Here is a 17815-nt window from a genome sequence, read left to right on the forward strand (position 1 = left end):
ACTGTTCATCGACCGCCTGTTCGGGGAAGATTTCGGGGAAGATCAACAGCAGGAGCCGGCGGTACCCCACGCCGCCGCTCCGGCCGCTCCGCCCCGAACCGCGCACCGCAGGTCCTCCCCGCGCACCGCCGGTCCGGCGAGCCCGACACCGAAAGGGGGGACGCATGAGCCGGATCGAGTACAGCGCGGAGATCGCCGAGCTGCTCGGCAAGGTGCGACGGCGTCCCACCGCAGGCTGGCCCTGGCGGCCGGCCGAGCGGGTGCCCGACGGGCTGCCGGTCAAGCAGTCGTGGGGCTGGCTGTTCGCACCGGACGGCCGGGTGCTGACCCTGGTCAACCCCAGGGACGGCATCGTCTCGCTCCCCGGCGGCTCGCTGGAGCCCGAGGACGCCGGTGATCCGGGTTCCGCCCTGGCCCGCGAGGCGGCCGAGGAGGCCCAGGCGCTGATCGGCACGCCGCACTACCTCGGCTACCTCTACGACCGGGTGGGCTCGGCCAACGGCGGGCACGAGTGCGCACGGGTCCGGATGGCCGCGGCGCTGCGGGCCGTCGGCCCCAGCGCACCGGACCCGGCCTCCGGGCGGCACTACCGGCGGTTGCTGGTCGCACCCGGCCTCGCGGTCGAGCTGCTCGGCTGGGGTGCGCCCGGCCTGCGGCAGGCCCGGGCGGCGGTGTCGGCCGGCGTCCGGTGGCTCGGCGTGCCCGCGGCCGCCAACGAGACGATCGAGGAGCTGCCGGACGAGGGCTGCGAGGTCTTCCCGGGCGCGGTCTTCCCAGGCGTGGTCCACCTGGGCGGGGCCGCCGCCCATCCCGGCGGAGCCCAGCCCGGTGCCGCCCGACCCGGTGCCGCTCATTCCGGCACGGTTGGCCCCAGCGCGGTCAACCCCGGCGCGGTCAACCCCGGCGCGGTCAACCCCGGTGCCGTCCGACCCAGTTCGGTTCACCCGGCACGGTCCACCCCGGCGCGTCCTACCGGGGCGCCGGTACGACCCGCCCCGGAGGGGAGTGAACCTCCGACCGGACGCCGCGCGTCGCCCCCGTCGGGGCAGTACACCTGATCGACGGTCAGCGCTTCGAGCCGCGCGCAGTCCACTCCGCCACGCCGCCACTCCGCCACGCCGGTGGACTTCGCCGTGGGCCCCGCCGTCGGACTGCCGGACGGCCCTCAGGCCGAGTGCGGTCCTCCGAATGAGTGACTTGCCGTGGGGTGCCCCAGGGTGCTTCGCGGGTGCCTGACCGGCGCACTTTCCCCTGTCCGCAGGGTAGTTCACCTGGCGGTCGTCAGACTGACCGTCAATTGCCTTGGCATGACCACTTCCCGGGATACCTACTGCCTGGTATCAAATTCTGTGACTCACGTCACTCCCTGGAGGTGTCATGCTGCGCCCCACTCGCTCCATGTCCGTCGCCGCCTTCGCGGCGCTCCTCACCCTGTCCACCCTCTTCACCGCCTCGTCCGCCCACGCAGCCGGCGTCAACTACGCTGCTCTGGGCGACTCCTACGCTTCCGGTGTCGGCGCCGGCAGCTACACGAGCGAGAGCGGAAGCTGCAAGCGGAGCACCAACGCCTACCCCTACCTCTGGAAGAACGCGCACGCGCCGTCGTCCTTCTCCTTCGTCGCCTGTTCCGGCGCCAGAACCGGTGACGTACTCAACAACCAGCTCTCGGTGCTGAACTCCGGCACCACGCTGGTCAGCATCAGCATCGGCGGCAACGACGCGGGCTTCGCCAGCACCATGCAGACCTGCGTGCTGGACTCCGACAGCGCCTGCCTCAATGCCGTCGCCACCGCGAAGAACTACGCCACCAACACCCTGCCCGGCCTGCTCGACCAGGTCTACGCGGCGATCCACGCCAAGGCCCCCAACGCCCACGTGGTCGTGCTGGGCTACCCCCACCTCTACAAGATCGGCGGAAGCTGCATCTTCGGTATCGGCGACACCAAGCGCTCCGCCATCAACAGCGCGGCGGACGTCCTGGACGGCGTCATCGCCAAGCGTGCCGCCAACGCGGGCTTCGCCTTCGGTGACGTCCGGAGCATCTTCACCGAGCACGAGATCTGCGGTTCCGGCACCACCTGGCTGAACAGCACCACCCTGCCCATCGACGAGAGCTACCACCCGAAGGCCTCCGGTCACTCGGGCGGCTACCTGCCGGTGTTCTCCGCGCAGGTGTAACCGGACCGGAGCCGGGCGCCTGCCGGTTCCGGCTGCGCACCGCCGGTCCCCCACCCCGGCAACGGGGCGGGGGACCGGCGGGCGCGGCGTCTCAGCGCCTCGGCGGGAACGGGATGCCGGCGAGCACCGGCAGCAGCTCCTGCTCCTCGTAGTCCAGATGCGCCTCCAGCTCGGCCGACATCCGCGCCAGCTCCGCCCGGAACCGCTCCGGTTCGGCCACCCCGATCCCGGCGAGCAGCCCCATCAGCTCGTCCTTGATCCGGCCGACCGAGCGGTGTTCCTCGCCCAGCCGCGCCAGCGTCCCCCGCAGCTGCGGGTGGCTCCGCCCCAGCGCGGGGAAGACCGCCGCGTCCTCGCCGGTGTGATGGTGGGTCAGCCCCTCGCAGAGCGCGAGGCAGTGCTGCCGGATCTGCAGCCCGAGGCCCGGCGGCCGGCCGTCGCCCGCGGGCCCGGCCGCGAAGTGCGCCTCGGTCTCCGCCCGGACGTGCTGCAGCTGGGCGCGCAGCCAGGTGTGCACCTCCAGCAGCTTGTCCGCGAGGGTGGTCACCTCACGCGGTTCGGTCGCGGACTGCTTCAGCACCACGACCGGCAGCAGCCGTGCGGTGTGCGCCTGGTAGTCGCCGTACCCGGGCGCCACCCGCACCACCGCCTCGAACAGCCGGTCCCGCCGGGGGCCCTCGGCCGGCACCGCGACCGCATCGAACACCTCCGTCCCGAGCTCCACCCGCACCGTCGGCCGGGCGAGCAGGTTGCGGTACCACTGCGGGTGCTCCGGAGCTCCGGCCGCCGAGGCGACGACCAGCAACAGCCCGTCCGCCCGGACGTAGCCGAGCGGCACGGTGTGCTCCTGTCCGGACCGGGCGCCGAGGGTGGTCAGCAGGAGCAGGTCCCCGCCCTCGAAGGGGCCGCCGACCTTGCCGGCGTTGGCGCGGAATTCCTCGATGATCGCTTGATTGAAAGACATGGGCATACGCCTGTGGATTCTCCGAACGTGAACATGGGGAGCGAAGGGCCACAGGCGGCGCTGTAGAGAGCTGCACGGAGCGGTGCAGCAATGCGTGAGCAGGCGGGAGGCCGGAGCCCGGAGGCTCAGCAGTCGAGGACGAAAGCCGTCACGCGGACGCCGCCGCAGCCGCTGAGGTCAGACAAGGGAAGCGGAGTAGGTACTCATCGCGCATCGTCCCTCTGTGAAAGGTGCTTGCTCGGCTGTCGGCCGGCCCAGTTCTCTTTGGCCGATGCCGCGCTGCACGCCTCACATTAGAGCCACCCGCCCCGCCACCTGTCAACGAGCAAGATCGCCGGGGCGTCGGCCGGTGCCGCGAAAAACCGGGTGCCCGGCCTGCGGTGGCTGGCGGATGATCCCGTCATGGAACGTCATGTCGATGTGGACGTGGCGGCCGAGGAGCTGGCTGCACGGCTCGACCGGTGGCGGGCGGCCGGCCCGGTGGTCCGCCCGGTCACCTGGCGGGACGGGCTCGCCCGGTGGCCGCAGCCCCTGGAGACGGACCGGGCCCGGGCGGCCGATCCGGATTCCGTCGGGATCCACCTCTCCGGCCCGGCGGAGACCGAGCTGCTGGTGGTCCTCTTCCGGGGCGGCTGGGCCGACGTCGACCATCTGTCCGGCGGTGAGGGCGGCGCGATCCCGGCTCAGGGCATCACCTCGGCCCGCGTCTTCGGCGGCCCGCGTCTTCGGCGGGCTGCTCGACGGTTGGGTGCGGCAGGTCCTCGGTGTCCGGCCGTAGTCGCCGTCGGGCCGTAGTCGCCGTCGGGCCGGGGGTGCCGCGGGGCCACTCTGCCGGTCCCCCCGGGATCGGCAGAGCGGCCCCGCAGTGGTCAGTGCAGGTAGGAGGCCAGCCCGGCGGGCTTGAGGCCGGCCGCGTCTGCGGCGGCGAGGGCACGCTGGAGGTCGGTGGCGAGGGTGTCGGTCCAGTGCATCAGGACGACGTCACCGGGCGACAGGGTGCCTTCGTGCCAGATGTCGGAGGCGCCCCAGCTGAAGTCGGCGTCCGCCGTCAGGACGGTGCGGATGCCGCAGTTGGCGGCGGCCTGCAGGGTGTCGGCGTTCCACGCGAAGTACGGCGGGCGGAAGACGGTCGGGGCGGTGCCGAAGGCGCGGGTCAGGGAGTCCCGGGCGTCGCAGATCTCGACCTGCTGCTCGGCGGGCGAGAGCGTGGTCAGGTCGGTGTGGGAGACGCTGTGGTCCTGGATCGACGAGCCGGGGACGGCGGTGACGCGCCGGAAGAAGTCGGGGTCGGTGGCGGCCGGCATCGGCAGCGGGAAGGCGGTGATCGGCAGCTTGTGGTCGGCGATGAACCTCTCCGCCTCGGGGGTGCGCTGCCAGCCGTCGTCCACGGTGAAGAAGACCACCTTGTCGCCGGTCGGCACCGAGCCCGAGCCGGTCGCGGGGGTGGGGGCCGGGCCGTCCACCCGGACGTCGTCGACGGCGAACGGGCCCTGCTGGTACCAGCCGTGGACGTAGAGCCGGACGGTGCGCGCGTCGGGGCCGGTGGTGAACCGGGTGGTCAGCTGTTGCCAGCCGCCGTCGGTGGTCTCGGTCCAGGCGGGGGCGACGTCGCGGCCGGTACCGGTGGCGCCCAGGTAGACGAATGTGCCGCGGACCCACGCCGAGGCGGTGTACGTGGTGTCGGGCCGGACGGAGACGGTCTGGGCGCACTCGCCGTTGGAGTCGTCGCCCGCCGGGGTGACGGCCAGGGCGGAGCCGCCCGAGTGCGGGGCGGCGGTGGTGACGGCCGCCTCGGCGGGGCCGCCGGTGCAGCGCCAGCCGGGGACGCTGCCCCAGTCGGCCAGCGAGGAGGCGGGGATCTCGAACCCGGGGTTGGTCGCCAGGTTGACCGTCGGGGCGACGCTCGCGGCAGGTGCGGCAGGTGCGGCAGGTGCGGCAGGCTCGGCGGACGCCGGGGCGGCGAGGCCGCATACGGCGAGCGAGGCGCAGGCGGCCAGCGCGGACAGGTGTGAGGACCGGCGCGAGATCGCGGACAGGCGTGAGGACATGGACACGTGAGGACTCCTGCGTGGGGCCGTGGGGCCGTGGGGGACCACGCCCGTGGGGAGGGCGGGTGGAACGGGGTGGAGCACTCCCCGAGGGACGGGAGCCGTCGGCGTGCCGCACGCGGACCGTGGCAGAACAATGGACTGGACCACTGGGATCGTCAAGGGAGCGAGGGGTGAACCGCGCGTCCCCGCGCGCCGAAGCAGCAGAAAGTCATCCGCCGTGCGGCAAAAGGGACGAGACGCACCGTCAGGGGGAGTACAACTCCTCGATGTCCTGCCCGTAGTACTCCGTGATCGCCGAGCGCCGCAGCTTCAGGGACGGCGTCAGCAGCCCCTGCTCCACGCCGAACTCCCGTGGCAGCAGCCGGAACGCACGGATCGACTCGGCGCGCGAGACGGCGGTGTTGGCGGCGCCCACCGCCCGCTGGATCTCGGCGTGCAGCTCCTCGTCGGTGAGCACCGCCCACTGGTCCAGCTGCTCGCGGCCGTGCGACTTCAGCCAGTGCGCCAGCGCCGCCGGATCCAGTGTGATCAGCGCGGCCACGTACGGGCGGTCGTCGCCGACCACCAGGCACTGGGAGACCAGCGGATGCGCCTGGACCCGCTCCTCCAGGGCGCCCGGGGCGAGGTTCTTGCCGCTGCTGGTGACGATCAGGTCCTTCTTGCGCCCGGTGATGGTGAGGTAGCCGTCCTCGTCCAGGCTGCCCAGGTCCCCGGTGCCGAACCAGCCGTCGTACAGCGCCTCGGCCGTGCACTGCGGGTGGTTGAGGTAGCCGTCGAAGACGCCGGAGCCGCGGACCCAGACCTCGCCGTCGTCGGCGATCGCCACGGTGGCGCCGGGCACCGGCCGGCCGACCGTGCCGAGCTTCTGCCGCCCGGCCGGATTGGCGGTGATCGCGGCGGAGGTCTCGGTGAGGCCGTACCCCTCGTACAGGTCGAGGCCGATGCCGGTGAAGAAGAGGCCGAGCTCCCGGCCGAGCGAGGAGCCGCCGCACATCACACCGCGCACCCGGCCGCCGAGCACCGCCCGCAGCCGCTGGTAGACGGTCCGCTCGTACGCCAGGTGGCGCAGCCGCAGCTTGGGGCCGGGACCAGGGCCGCGGCCGAGCGTGCGCTGCTCGCGGGCGGCGGCCCACTCGACGGCCACCTGCCGGGCCTGTTCGAAGAGTTCGCCGCGCCCGGACTCCTCGGCGGTCCGCCGGGCCCGCTGGAAGATCTTCTCGAAGATGTACGGGACGACGTGCAGGAAGGTCGGCCGGTAGGAGGCCATCGCGGGCAGCAGGGCCTCGGTGGTGACGTCGGGGACGTGCCCGATCCGGAAGCCGCCGCGGACCGCCGCGACCTGCACCATCCGGCCGTAGACGTGCGCCAGCGGGAGGAAGAGCAGGGTCGACGGCTGGCTGCCGCAGCCGGTGTCCCGGAGGACGTCGCCCCAGCCGTCGAGCAGGGCGTCGGCCGCGGCGGCCAGGTTGGCGTGGGTGAGCAGGCAGCCCTTGGGCCGGCCGGTGGTGCCCGAGGTGTAGACGACGGTGGCGATGTTCGCCGCCGCGACGCCGAGCCGCTGGCGGTGGACGAGCGAGTCCGGCACGCCGCGCCCGTCCTCGGTGATCGCGGCGAGGCAGCCGCGGTCCAGCTGCCAGATCCCGGTGAGGTCCGGCAGTGCGTCGCAGACCGCGCCGACCGTCATGGCGTGGTCCTCGTCCTCGACCACGCAGGCCACCGCCTGGGTCTCGGCCAGGATCCAGCGCACCTGCTCGGGCGCCGCCGTCGGGTAGACCGGGACGGGGATCGCCCCGATCGACCAGAGTGCGTAGTCGAACAGCGTCCACTCGTAGCGGGTGCGGGACATCAGTGCGACCCGGTCGCCGTAGCGGACGCCGCGGGTGAGCAGGCCCTTGGCGAGCGCCAGCACCTCGTCCCGGAAGACCGTCGCGGTGACCTCGTGCCATTCCCGGCCGGAACCGTCCAGGCGGGCCAGCTGGATCAGTCCGGGCGTGCGTTCGGCGGCGTCGTAGAGCGAGTCGGCCAGTCCGCCACTGGCCGGGGGGCCGGCCGGTGCGGGGGTGGTGAACTCGCGCACATTGCCCCCGATCCCGTTGCGGCCCCTGCCTGCCGGGCCCGTTCGGGCGTCCGGATCGGCGGCGCGCTGACCGGTCGGGCAGGTGGGAGCGAAACTATCGGATTGCTCTGTCACTGCCCAGGGTTGTGACCGTGACGCGACGAGATCGGCACAGGCTCGTAGGGAAAGTGCCGTAGCGGGCCGCGGCCGGGGTGGCGTGGGACGGGCGGGGGAGTGGGTGAATCCGGGACTTCAGGGATGATCCGGACGGGATCGGGGCGAGGGCGGGGGAGGACGGGTTCGACCCTCGAACGAGTGGTCAGGGCGTAGTAGGCTCTCGCAGACCTGCGGCCGGGAGCTCCCGGCCAGGCCTGATGTGCCCACCGACCGCCCGCCCGACCCGCCCTGCCGTACCGTCGTTCCGCCTGTTCCGCCCGTACTGTCGTCCCGCCCGTCCCGTTCGTAACGGTCTTCCCGCCCGTACTGTCGTCCCGTCCGTCCCTCGAACCGCTCCCCGTCCGCGCCTGGCACTTCCCGACCGAGGACTCCATGCGTCTGCGCAGCAGCTCGATCCGCGCGAAGATCATCGCGCTGCTCCTGGTGCCCATCGTCGCCCTGACCGCCCTGTGGGCCTACGCGACACTCGCCACCACCGGAGACGTCTGGAGCCGGCTGGAGGTCAGCAGTACGTACAAGGAGTTCGGGACACCGGTCGACCAGTACGCGGCCGACCTGCAGAACGAGCGCCGCGCCGCCGTCCAGCGGCTGGCCGACCCGGCCTCGCGGGCCGCCCGGGACGCCTTCGAGCACGCCCAGGCCGCCACCGACCAGGGCCTCGCCGTGCTGCGGCAGAAGAAGGACAGCGGCGGCAGCCGGCTCGACACCGCGCAGCGCGGGCGCTACGTGCAGATCCTCGCCGCCGCGGACCAGCTCGCCCCGCTGCGTGGCCAGGTCAACCGCGCGGCACTCAACTGGGAGTTCGCGCTCGGCCAGTACAGCGACCTCGTCAAGCCCACCTTCAGCTTCCGGTCCGCCTTCGTCGCCCGGCAGAGCGGCCAACTTCCGCGCCAGGGAACGATCCTGATCGAGCTGGCGCGCGCCCGCGAGTACCTCGCGCAGGAGGACGCGGCGATGGAGGGGCTGCGCACCGCCACCGGGCGGCCCACGGCCGAGCAGTACCAGGTCGCGCTGGACGCCCTGCACAACCAGCAGGCGCTGTTCACCGTCTACATCGCCGAGCTCGAACCGGCCGACCAGACCGACTACATCGCCCTGCGCGGCGGCGAGGCCTGGGCGGCGCTGGCCCGCGCCGAGGCGGACTTCGTCGGCGCGGGCGGGCCGGACCGGGTGGTCCAGGCGATCAACGGCGACTCCTGGCGGGAGACCGCGGACCGGGCCCTGGGCGACCTCGCCGCGATCAACAGCCGCCTCGCCGTGGCGATCGGCGACCGCGAACGCTCCTACGCCGTCGGTATGCTCTGGCGCGGCGGCATCGCCGGTGCGATCGGCCTGATCGCCGTGGTGCTGTCGGTGATGATCTCCTACCGCATCGGCCGCGGCATGGCCCGCGAGCTGATCGGCCTGCGCAACGCGGCCAACGAGCTGGCCGGCACCCGCCTGCCCTCGGTGATGCTGCGGCTGCGCAGGGGCGAGGCGGTGGACGTCGCGGCGGAGGCACCCGAGCTGGAATTCGGCCCGGCCGAGGTCGGCCAGGTCGGGCGGGCGATCAACGCCGTGCAGCGGGCCGCCGTCGAGGCCGCCGTCGAACAGGCCGACCTGCGGCGCGGCGTCTCCGCGGTCTTCGTCAACCTGGCCCGGCGCAGCCAGGTGCTGCTGCACCGCCAGCTGACCCTGCTCGACACCATGGAGCGCCGCACCGAGGACCCGGCGGAGCTGGAGGACCTCTTCAAGGTCGACCACCTCACCACGCGTATGCGCCGCCACGCCGAGGGCCTGATCATCCTGGCCGGCGGCTCGCCGGGCCGGGCCTGGCGCAAGCCGGTGCGGATGGTGGACGTGGTCCGCGCCGCCGTCGGCGAGGTGGAGGACTACGCCCGGGTGACCGTCCGGCCGTTCCCCGGCACCGGCCTGCTCGGCAGTGCGGTCGCCGACGTCACCCACCTGGTGGCCGAACTGGTCGAGAACGCCGCCGTGTTCTCCCCGCCCAACACCCAGGTGACCGTCCAGGGCGAGGTGGTGGCGCACGGCTTCGCTCTGGAGGTCGACGACCGCGGCCTCGGGCTGAGCGAGCAGGCGCTCGCCGAGATCAACGAACGCCTCGCCGTGGAGCAGGAGTTCGACCTCGCCGACACCGACCGGCTCGGTCTCTTCGTGGTCAGCCGGCTGGCCCGCCGGCACGGTATCCGGGTCCACCTGCGGCCCTCGCCGTACGGGGGGACGACGGCGGTGGTGCTGATCCCGCGCGAGCTGCTGGCGGAGGCGCCGGACGGACTGCCGGAGCCGCCCTCGGGAGGGGGCGTCGCCGCTTCGGGTGCTTCGGGTGTCACCGGCGCTGCCGGTACGGCGCAGCGCGCGGTGCCCGCCCGGCGGGGCCAGCGCGACCTGGTCGCGGTGCCGGCGCTGAGCGACGAGGGCGACGACGGCCGTGCCGGCGGCGCGGCGGGTGGCGGCCCGGTCGCCGCGGCCGGCCAGGGCGGGCGGCACCGGGTGAGCGGCGGGCCGCGCCCGTCGGCGCCTGAACCGGCCCGCACCCCGGGCGGGCTGCCGAGGCGCTCCCGGACCAAGAGCGGTCCGGTGCTGGTGCCGACGCCCGGCGACGAGGACTCCCCGGGCACCGGCCGCCACCGCCGCGATGAGGCGGCCGCGACTGCCCCGGCGGCCGTGCCTGCGCCTGCCGCTGGACCCGTCTCGGCGCCCGCCGCCGTACCTGCGCCTGCCGCTGTACCTGCCCCGGCCGCCGCAGCTGCCCCCGCCGCCGTACCCGCGCCCGCCGCCTCCGGCCCTGCCGGCGCCGCTCCGGCGGGCGGCGCGCCCGCGGGCCCCGGCCCGCTCCCGCGTCGGGTGCGCCAGGCGAGCCTCGCGCCGCAGTTGCGCGAGCGCGCCGCCCAGGACGCCTCTCCGGGTTCCGGGCAGGGCTCGGGTGGTGCCGAGAGCATCCGGGAGCGCTCGCCCGAGGAGGCGCGGGCGACCTTCGCCTCGTTCCAGCGCGGCTTCACCCGTGGACGCGGCGCCGGAGTCACCACCGGCGCCGGCACCGGCGCCGGGGGCGGAACCAGGACCGGGACCGGGACCGGCACCGGGACCGCCCCGGCGAACCCGCTCGCCCGGCCCGTCGCCGTACCCGCCTGGCTGCCTCCGGACCCGGCCCGACGGGCGATCAGCCCGGCGCCCGCCCCGGCCGCGCTGCCCGCCCCGCCCGCGACCGGCTCGGCGCCGCTGGCCCGCCGCATGCCGTCTGCACCCCCGGCGCCGCGCGCGGCCCGGACACCGTCGTCAACACCCTCACCAACCGCAGTACCCGCACCACCTGCAGTGTCTGCACCACCCGCACCACCCGCTCCAGCGGAAGGAACAGATTCATGACCACTTCGACGCAGTCATCCGGGGACCTCAACTGGCTCCTGGACGACCTGGTGGGTCGCGTCGCGGCCCTGCGGCACGCGGTGATCCTGTCCAGCGACGGGCTGGCCACCGGCGCCTCCCGCGACCTCGACCGCGAGGACGCCGAGCACCTCGCCGCCGTGGCGGCCGGCTTCCACAGCCTGGCCAAGGGCGCCGGCGGCCACTTCAAGGTCGGCGGCGTCCGCCAGACCATGGTGGAACTCGACGAGGCGTTCCTCTTCATCACCGCGGCCGGCGACGGCAGCTGCCTGGCGGTGCTGAGCGAGGCCGAGGCCGACATCGGCCAGATCGCCTACGAGATGGCCCTGCTGGTCAAGCGGGTCGGCGAGCACCTGGCCGCCGAGCCACGCACCGAAGTCGCCCCGCCGGGGAGATGAGCGGCCCGATGGCGGAGGAGGAGCCGACGCGCGAACAGGACGACCCGGGCGGGGACGAGCCCGACGTCGACCTGTTCCGGGCGCGCACCCCGGTCGACGACCGCTGGTTCGACGACGACGCCGGGCCGGTGGTGCGGCTTTACTCGATGACCCGGGGCCGCACCCGGCCGGTCGAGGACGGTCTGTTCGACCTGATCTCGCTGGTCACCGCCGCCGAGCCCGGGCCGTCAGCGGGCGCCGTGCCCGCGCACGTGCTCGACCCGGAGCACCAGACCATCCTGGCCTGGTGCCGCCGGGAGCCGCTGTCCGTCGCCGAACTCGGCTCCTACACCGACCTTCCGGTCAGTGTGGTCCGCGTCCTGCTCGGTGACCTCTACGACGCCGAGCTGATCAGCGTCACCCGACCCGTTCCGCTCGCCGAGCTGCCGGACGAGCGCCTGCTGCGAGACGTGATCAATGGACTCCGTGCGCTCTGACCACCAGCCCCGCGGGGAACACGAGGGACACCGGGGACACCGGCAAGCCGAGGGGCAGGGGAACGCCGGCGACCCGCAGTGGCGGGGCGGTCCGGGCGTCGCCGTGAAGATCCTGGTCGCCGGCGGGTTCGGCGCTGGCAAGACGACGCTGGTCGGCTCGGTGAGCGAGATCCGTCCGCTGCGCACCGAGGAGGAGCTGAGCGAGCTCGGCCGCCCGGTGGACGACACCTCGGGCGTGGAGGCCAAGCGCACCACCACCGTGGCGATGGACTTCGGCCGGATCGACCTGAGACCCGGGCTCGCGCTCTACCTGTTCGGCACGCCGGGCCAGGACCGGTTCTGGTTCGTCTGGGACGAGCTGGCGCGCGGTTCGCTCGGCGCCGTGGTGCTCGCCGACACCCGGCGGCTGGCGGACTGCTTCCCGTCGGTGGACTTCTTCGAGCAGCGCGGCATCCCCTTCGTGGTGGCGGTGAACTGCTTCGACGGCACCGAGGCGTTCACGACGGAGGAGGTCCGGGACGCGCTCGATCTGGACCCGGGTATCCCGGTGGTGCTCTGCGATGCGCGCCGGCGCGAGGACGGGAAGGAACTCCTGGTCACGCTGGTCGAACACGCCGCGGACCGACGCCGGGGCGCTGCCGCACGGGTCTGACGGAGGGGCGGGCGACGGTTCGACGGGCGGTCGGTCGGACGGTCCGGCCGGGGCTCGGGAGTCCGCCGTCTCATTCGGGCGTCCGCATCCCGGACGTTCTGCGGCCGGGAGGTTGCCTTGACCGGCGCGGCGTGGAAGGCTCTGTCCTCGAAGGCCGCCCGGACCTGCTTTCGGGATGTCCCGGGGCGCCCGAAGGGGCACCGCGCAGGACGTCGCGGTCAGGCACCGGGGCGCACCACGGCAACGATGTACCGCATGCCGCAAGGGATGTCCGAGAAGGGCGTCCGGCAGGGGCGTCCGGCAAGGGATGTCCGGCCATGGCGTTCGGCCAGGACGTTCGGGAACCAGGGGGAGGGGTAGCACCGTGACCGTCGACCAGCGACGCGCAGCAGCCGCACCCGCCCGCACTCCGGTCACCCCGGCGCTGACGATCCGCCGGTACATCGACCACGCGTTGATCTGCAGCGCCTGTTGTCGGTGACGGACCAGCCCGTCCCCGCTGTTCCGACGGATCTCCCGGCCGGCCCCGCGCGCCCCGCCCCCTCCGGTGGCGGTCGCCGGGTCACCGCCCCGTCCACTTCCTGACGATCCGTCAACTCGTCGACCCGGCCGTATCGGACATCGCCCCGTCCGGCGTACGGCCGTGGCCAAGGCCCGCCTCGCGGAGAGCATCAGTGAACCTCGTCTTCCCCACCTCCACCCCCGTCGCCGTCGCCGGCATCAGAGCCGTTGCCGGTCCCGTCCGCGTGCCGGGGGCGATGCACCGCGTGCGGAGCAACGGTCCGTTCACATGGTTGAATGGGCGCATGAGCAACGTCGTGGACAGCAGCCGAGGTCACTTCGACCTCGAGCCGTTCTGGCCGTCCCGGCAGCCGCACCTGTTCGACCAGACGTGTCCGGGTTCGCCCAGCGCGTCCCGGCACTCCGCCCGCTGACTTCTGATCAGCCCCCGGCAGTACGCCCGGTCGACGCGCAGACGACTCCACCCCGTCCGTCACACGCGCGAAATGAGCGGCACCATGTCTTCTTCCTCCACGGCCACCCTTCCCCTGCCCGCCGCGACCCCGCACCTGCGCGCGGTCCGCTCCGTCCCCTCCACCGCCGACCGATGGCACGGCCAGCACCAGGCCGGTCCGCACGCCATCAGCCCGCAGCACCCGTCCGTCCAGCAGCACCCGGTGGCTACCCCGTCGCACACCGCGGCAGCGGCAGTGGCCGCGGTCGCGCCGGGAGCCCCGGCCCCGCAGGCTCCGCAGGCCCTGCTCGCCGCACTGCCGGAGGGGGCCACCGTGGTCGCCGCTCTCCCTCAGGGTGCGCTGCCGCAGGCCCTGCTGGCCCAGTACGGCGCCCAGTTCGGTGCGCAGCTCGGCGGTGCGAACGGCCACCCGATGGTCGGGTACCTGGTCCTGGTGCCCGCCGAGACCGGGGCGGCTCCGGCCGACTCGTCCTCCGTCGGCGCGACTTCGACGGTCTCCGCCGTTTCCGGTGGCGCCCGGGTGCCGTCGGCGGTCCCGTCCCACGGCTCTGCTGTCGTCCGCCCGGTCCGCCCCGCCGGCCGCGGCATCACCGTCGACGTGGAGCGCCGCAACGCTTACGTCGACGGGCGGTTGCTCGACCTCACCTACCTGGAGTTCGAGCTGCTGGCCCACCTGACCGAGCACCCGCAGCGCGTGCACACCCGCGACCACCTGGTCTCCGCCGTCTGGGGCTACGGCCACGTCGGCGACGGCCGCACGGTGGACGTGCACGTGGCACGCCTGCGCCGCAAGCTCGGATCGGCCTACCGCGACAGCATCGTGACGGTCCGTCGGGTCGGCTACAAGTACACCCCGGTGGCGTGAACCCGGGCGCGGACACGCGCGCGAGCCGCCGCTGAACCCTGCCGGTGCGGGCCGGGCGTTCCCCCTGAACGCCCGGCCCGCACCGTCGTTCCGGGCCCGGCCCGGTCCGGATTGCCGGCCCGGCCGGGAGTGCCGGCCGGCCCTGTCGTTCAGGCGCGCTGGTCCGGTGGCAGCAGCAGGACGGCCAGTGCGCCCGCGCAGGTCCGCGCGTGCCCGAGGAACCAGTCCAGCCGGTCGTCGGTGAGGTGCGCCGGGGTCGAGCGGAGGGCCAGCGCGAACCGGGCCTGCCCACCGCTGTCCAGTACCGGCACCGCCACGGTCCGGACCCCGGTGGCCGACTCGCCGTCGTTGAGCGCGAAGCCCGCGGCGCGGACCTTGACCAACTCCTCGGCCAGCAGCTCCGGTTCGGTGATCGTCCGGTCGGTGAACGGTTGCAGCGGGCCGATCGCCGCCGCCCCCGGGTCGCCGGGGCGCGGCCAGGCCAGCAGGACCTTGCCCAGCGCCGTCGAGTGCAGCGGCCGGCGCAGGCCGAGCCCGGTGTCCGGGCGGACCGAGGCGCCGACCAGGATCACCGCGTGCGGACCGCTGCGGATCGCCAGGTCCGCGGTGGCGCCGGTGCGCCTGGAGAGCAGGTCGAGCTCGGGAGCGGCGAGGTGCAGCCCGCGCTGGTGAAAACTGAGTTGGCCGAGTTCGGCGACGGCCGGGCCGAGCCGGTACCGGGCGGTCTGCTCGTCCTGCTCCAGGAACGCGGCGCTCACCAGGGTGCGGGCCAGCCGGTGCGCGGTGGAGACCGACAGTCCCATCCGGCGGGCCAGGTCCGAGGCGCTCAGGTCGGGGCCGTTGTCGTGGAAGCAGTGCAGCAGCCCCAGGGCCCGCTGGACGGCCTGTGCGCCGGCCGGCGGGCTCTGGACGGCGGTGGCGGCCTCGGCCATGGCACCTCGCGTTCTGTCCGGCGCTCCGGCCGGTTCACCGAAGTCGGTCCCCAGAGTAGGGCAGCCGATGCTTCGGGATTATGTCGATGGCGTTGCAATGGAATGGCGTTCATGAACAAGCGATCCCATCATGTGGCAAAAGCTTGCTTCGTGCTCCCGCGCCGTGGAACGCTCGGCGCATCGCTCCGGACGGCCCCGCCCGGAGCGCCCGCCGGGCCCGTGCGCGTCCGGCTCGCCGACGGCCCCCGACGATCCCCGTCGGTCGGCCGCATCGACGGCCCGATCCGCAGGAAGGAGGAGCGCCGTGACGACACACCGGTGCCCCGCCCCCTGCGTCTGTTGTCGCTGACCCCTCCAGCGCCGCCGCGAAGCCACACCGCCCACCCGGCGTCCCGCGTCCGAGCCGCGCCCCGCCGCGCCCGTGCACCCCCATCCGCAGAGGAACCCGCCCACCGTGCCCAGTCACGCCCGCACCGCCGTCCAGGCGTCAGCCGAAGCCCCGGACACCCTCTGGTTCACCCGCTGCCCCGTCCCCACCGCCACCGGCATCGCCGCCGGCCAGGGGTGGCTCGACCGGGAGTTCGCCGCCGACGGCATCGCCGTCCGCTCGCTCCAGGACGCCCCGCCCGAGGTCGCCGCCGACCACCACTACACCCACGCGCTGACCGGACTGTTCCGTGAGGGCGGCAACGTGCCCGCCCTCTGGGCCCGTTCGCGGGGTGAGCGGACGCGGCTGATCGGCCTCACCTGGATCGAGGAGCGCCAAGTCGTCCTGGTCCGCTCCGGCAGCGGGATCACCGCGCCCGGGCAGCTGCGCGGTCTGCGGCTCGCCGTTCCACGTCATGGGATCGGCATCGATTTCTGGCGGGCCATGGCACTGGCCGGCCTGCACGGTGCACTGTCGCTGGCCGGACTCACCCCGGACGACGCGGAGTTGGTGGACGTCCCGGCCCTGCCCGGTGGCGGGCAGTGGGCGGCCGAGCTGGCCGCGCTGCGCGACGGCACCGTGGACGCCGTCTACGTCAAGGGGGCGCTGGCCGTCGAGGCGGCCCGCCGGATCGGCGCCGAGGTCGCCGTCGAGCTGGACGCCGCGCCGGACCGCCGCGCCCGGGTCAACAACGGCACGCCGCGCCCGGTCACCGTCCACCAGCGGCTGCTGGAGGACCACCCGGAGCTGGTCGCCCGCTTCCTCGCCGTCCTGCTGGACGCCGCGGACTGGGCCGCCGGCCACCCCGCCGAGGTGGTCCGCATCCTGCAGGCCGAGACGGGCGCAGGTGCCGAGGGCGTCGCCGGGGCGTACGCGGCGGGCGGTCACCGCACCCTGCACCTCGACCTCTCCGAGGAGCGCCTCGGCCTGCTGGCCCAGCAGGAGCGGTTCCTGCGCCGCCACGGCTTCCTCGCCGCCCCCGTCGACGTCCGCGCCTGGACCGACCCCGAGCCGCTGCGCGCCGCCCGCGAGCTGGTCGAACGCCGGCGCGCCGCCGGCCGTCTGCCCGGAGCGTCCGGCCCTCTGCCCCAAGCCACTGGCCGTCTGCCCGAAGCCCCCGGCCGCCCGTTTTCCGAGCCCCGCCCCCTGCCGACCCCACCTGGAGCCAGCCAGTGAAGACCTCCCGCCTCGCCCTCGCCGGCACCGTGCTGCTCGCCACCACCGCCCTGGCCGCCTGCGGCTCGTCCGCCGACAGGGCCAGGGCCTCCGCCGACGGCGGGGGCAGGGCCGACGTCGTGCTGCGCGTGCCCGATCCGGGCAACAACGGCTTCCTCGCAGTGGGCAAGAAGGACGGCTCGCTGGACAGAGCCCTGGCCGCCGTCCACGCCAAGGTCGCCTGGACCGGCAGCGCCGGCCCGTTCGCCCCCGCCGCCCAGGCGCTCTCCGCCGACCAGCTCGACGTTGCCCAGGGCTCGATCACCTCGGCCGTCGCCGCGCTCGCCCAGAAGCCCGGCTTCAAGCTGTTCGCCCAGACCGCACCCGACGGGGTGGGCGAGGGCATCCTGGTGAAGAACGACTCGCCCATCAAGTCCGTCCGGGATCTGGCCGGCAGGAAGGTCGCCGTCTCGCAGGGCGGCACCAGCGAGTACCTGCTGCTGAAGGCACTGGAGAAGGACAACGTCCCGGCCGACGCGGTGGAGCGCGTCTACCTGCGCGCCGACCAGACCTCGGGGGTCTTCAACTCGGGACAGGTGGACGCCTGGGCGACGTGGAACACCTTCTCCACCCCGTCGATCGCCAACGCGGGTGCGCACTTCCTGGCCAACGGCAAGGAGGTCGGCTCCGACAACTACGCCGTCTGGGCGGTGCGCAACGGCTTCGCGGAGAAGCACCCGGGGGTGGTCAAGGCCTTCTACACCTACCTGCACGAGAACAGCCTCAAGGAGAAGGCCGACCCGGCCGCCTACCTCAACGTGTTCACGGATGCCGGACCGACGGCCGTCACCGCGGCCGAGAAGGACCTCGCGATCGACGTCGGCAGGCAGGGCGCCACCGCGGACGTGATCTCCGAGGCCGACACCGTCCGCTTCGGCACCGTCGCCCGGTTCTTCGCCGACCAGAAGGTCACCAAGCAGCTGGTCGACGTCAGGCCGTACCTGATCGACATCAGCACGTTCGCGGGCGGCGCCAAGTGAGCACCGCCACGGCCACGGCGGCCCCGGGTGCGGCCACCGTGGCCACCGGCCCCGTCACCGCGACCGCCGCCGACGACGGCACCG

The 17815-nt window shown here is 74.0% G+C and carries 15 protein-coding genes; 11 read left to right on the forward strand and 4 right to left on the reverse strand.

Translation table 11 applies throughout. The annotated features are described in order from the left end of the window. The first annotated feature begins 164 nt into the window (after nt 1–164). Nucleotides 165–1058 (forward strand): hypothetical protein, encoded by an 894-nt coding sequence (locus ACZ3YO_RS06860; RefSeq protein ID WP_465565773.1) that lies wholly within the window; start codon nt 165–167, stop codon nt 1056–1058. A 319-nt stretch (nt 1059–1377) separates the two neighbouring features. Then, nucleotides 1378–2178: an SGNH/GDSL hydrolase family protein gene (locus tag ACZ3YO_RS06865; RefSeq protein WP_396319909.1), complete on the forward strand. Its 801-nt coding sequence runs from the start codon at nt 1378–1380 to the stop codon at nt 2176–2178. Nucleotides 2179–2269: 91 nt separating this feature from the next. On the opposite strand, the gene ACZ3YO_RS06870 is transcribed toward ACZ3YO_RS06865, so the two are convergent. Beyond that, complete coding sequence (locus ACZ3YO_RS06870; protein ID WP_465565776.1) at nt 2270–3148, reverse strand: nitroreductase/quinone reductase family protein; 879 nt, start codon at nt 3146–3148, stop codon at nt 2270–2272. Between the two features lie 396 nt (nt 3149–3544). Between ACZ3YO_RS06870 and ACZ3YO_RS06875 the strand changes: the two genes are divergently transcribed. Continuing rightward, nucleotides 3545–3937 carry a hypothetical protein gene (locus tag ACZ3YO_RS06875; RefSeq protein ID WP_465565778.1) on the forward strand — a complete coding sequence of 131 codons (393 nt, stop codon included), beginning with the start codon at nt 3545–3547 and terminating at the stop codon, nt 3935–3937. 74 nt (nt 3938–4011) lie between these two features. Here ACZ3YO_RS06875 and ACZ3YO_RS06880 read toward each other — a convergent pair whose 3' ends face one another. Together ACZ3YO_RS06880 and ACZ3YO_RS06885 are read right to left on the reverse strand one after the other, a co-directional pair. Next, on the reverse strand, nt 4012–5190 hold the full coding sequence (locus ACZ3YO_RS06880; protein ID WP_465565781.1) for a polysaccharide deacetylase family protein: 1179 nt from the start codon (nt 5188–5190) through the stop codon (nt 4012–4014). Nucleotides 5191–5437: 247 nt separating this feature from the next. Further along, a complete protein-coding gene (locus tag ACZ3YO_RS06885; protein ID WP_465565783.1) occupies nt 5438–7270 on the reverse strand; it encodes an AMP-dependent synthetase/ligase in 1833 nt (610 codons plus the stop codon). Between the two features lie 528 nt (nt 7271–7798). On the opposite strand from ACZ3YO_RS06885, the gene ACZ3YO_RS06890 reads away from it, so the two are divergent. The 6 genes from ACZ3YO_RS06890 (at nt 7799) to ACZ3YO_RS06915 (ending at nt 14177) form a co-directional block, all read left to right on the forward strand. Beyond that, nucleotides 7799–10792: a sensor histidine kinase gene (locus ACZ3YO_RS06890; protein ID WP_465565786.1), complete on the forward strand. Its 2994-nt coding sequence runs from the start codon at nt 7799–7801 to the stop codon at nt 10790–10792. Then, a complete protein-coding gene (locus tag ACZ3YO_RS06895) occupies nt 10789–11208 on the forward strand; it encodes a roadblock/LC7 domain-containing protein (protein WP_396319915.1) in 420 nt (139 codons plus the stop codon). Before ACZ3YO_RS06890 ends, ACZ3YO_RS06895 begins: the two co-directional genes overlap by 4 nt. Continuing rightward, the gene (locus tag ACZ3YO_RS06900) at nt 11205–11684 is read left to right on the forward strand and encodes a DUF742 domain-containing protein (RefSeq protein ID WP_396319916.1); all 480 of its coding nucleotides are present in this window, start codon (nt 11205–11207) and stop codon (nt 11682–11684) included. The genes ACZ3YO_RS06895 and ACZ3YO_RS06900 overlap by 4 nt, the downstream gene beginning before the upstream one ends. A gap of 103 nt (nt 11685–11787) precedes the next feature. After that, entirely contained in the window at nt 11788–12336 is a 549-nt protein-coding gene (locus tag ACZ3YO_RS06905; protein ID WP_465565790.1) for a GTP-binding protein, read from the forward strand. 806 nt (nt 12337–13142) lie between these two features. Continuing rightward, nucleotides 13143–13271 (forward strand): hypothetical protein, encoded by a 129-nt coding sequence (locus tag ACZ3YO_RS06910; protein ID WP_465565793.1) that lies wholly within the window; start codon nt 13143–13145, stop codon nt 13269–13271. An 84-nt stretch (nt 13272–13355) separates the two neighbouring features. Then, nucleotides 13356–14177 carry a winged helix-turn-helix domain-containing protein gene (locus ACZ3YO_RS06915; RefSeq protein WP_465565796.1) on the forward strand — a complete coding sequence of 274 codons (822 nt, stop codon included), beginning with the start codon at nt 13356–13358 and terminating at the stop codon, nt 14175–14177. Between the two features lie 149 nt (nt 14178–14326). Here the strand turns inward: ACZ3YO_RS06915 and ACZ3YO_RS06920 are convergent, their stop codons facing one another. Next, complete coding sequence (locus tag ACZ3YO_RS06920; RefSeq protein WP_465565799.1) at nt 14327–15109, reverse strand: IclR family transcriptional regulator; 783 nt, start codon at nt 15107–15109, stop codon at nt 14327–14329. A gap of 454 nt (nt 15110–15563) precedes the next feature. On the opposite strand from ACZ3YO_RS06920, the gene ACZ3YO_RS06925 reads away from it, so the two are divergent. Then, nucleotides 15564–16712 carry an ABC transporter substrate-binding protein gene (locus tag ACZ3YO_RS06925; RefSeq protein ID WP_465565802.1) on the forward strand — a complete coding sequence of 383 codons (1149 nt, stop codon included), beginning with the start codon at nt 15564–15566 and terminating at the stop codon, nt 16710–16712. After that, on the forward strand, nt 16709–17731 hold the full coding sequence (locus tag ACZ3YO_RS06930) for an NrtA/SsuA/CpmA family ABC transporter substrate-binding protein (RefSeq protein WP_465565805.1): 1023 nt from the start codon (nt 16709–16711) through the stop codon (nt 17729–17731). The genes ACZ3YO_RS06925 and ACZ3YO_RS06930 overlap by 4 nt, the downstream gene beginning before the upstream one ends. Nucleotides 17732–17815: the final 84 nt, after the last annotated feature.

The organism is Kitasatospora sp. NPDC022785 (assembly GCF_055561295.1).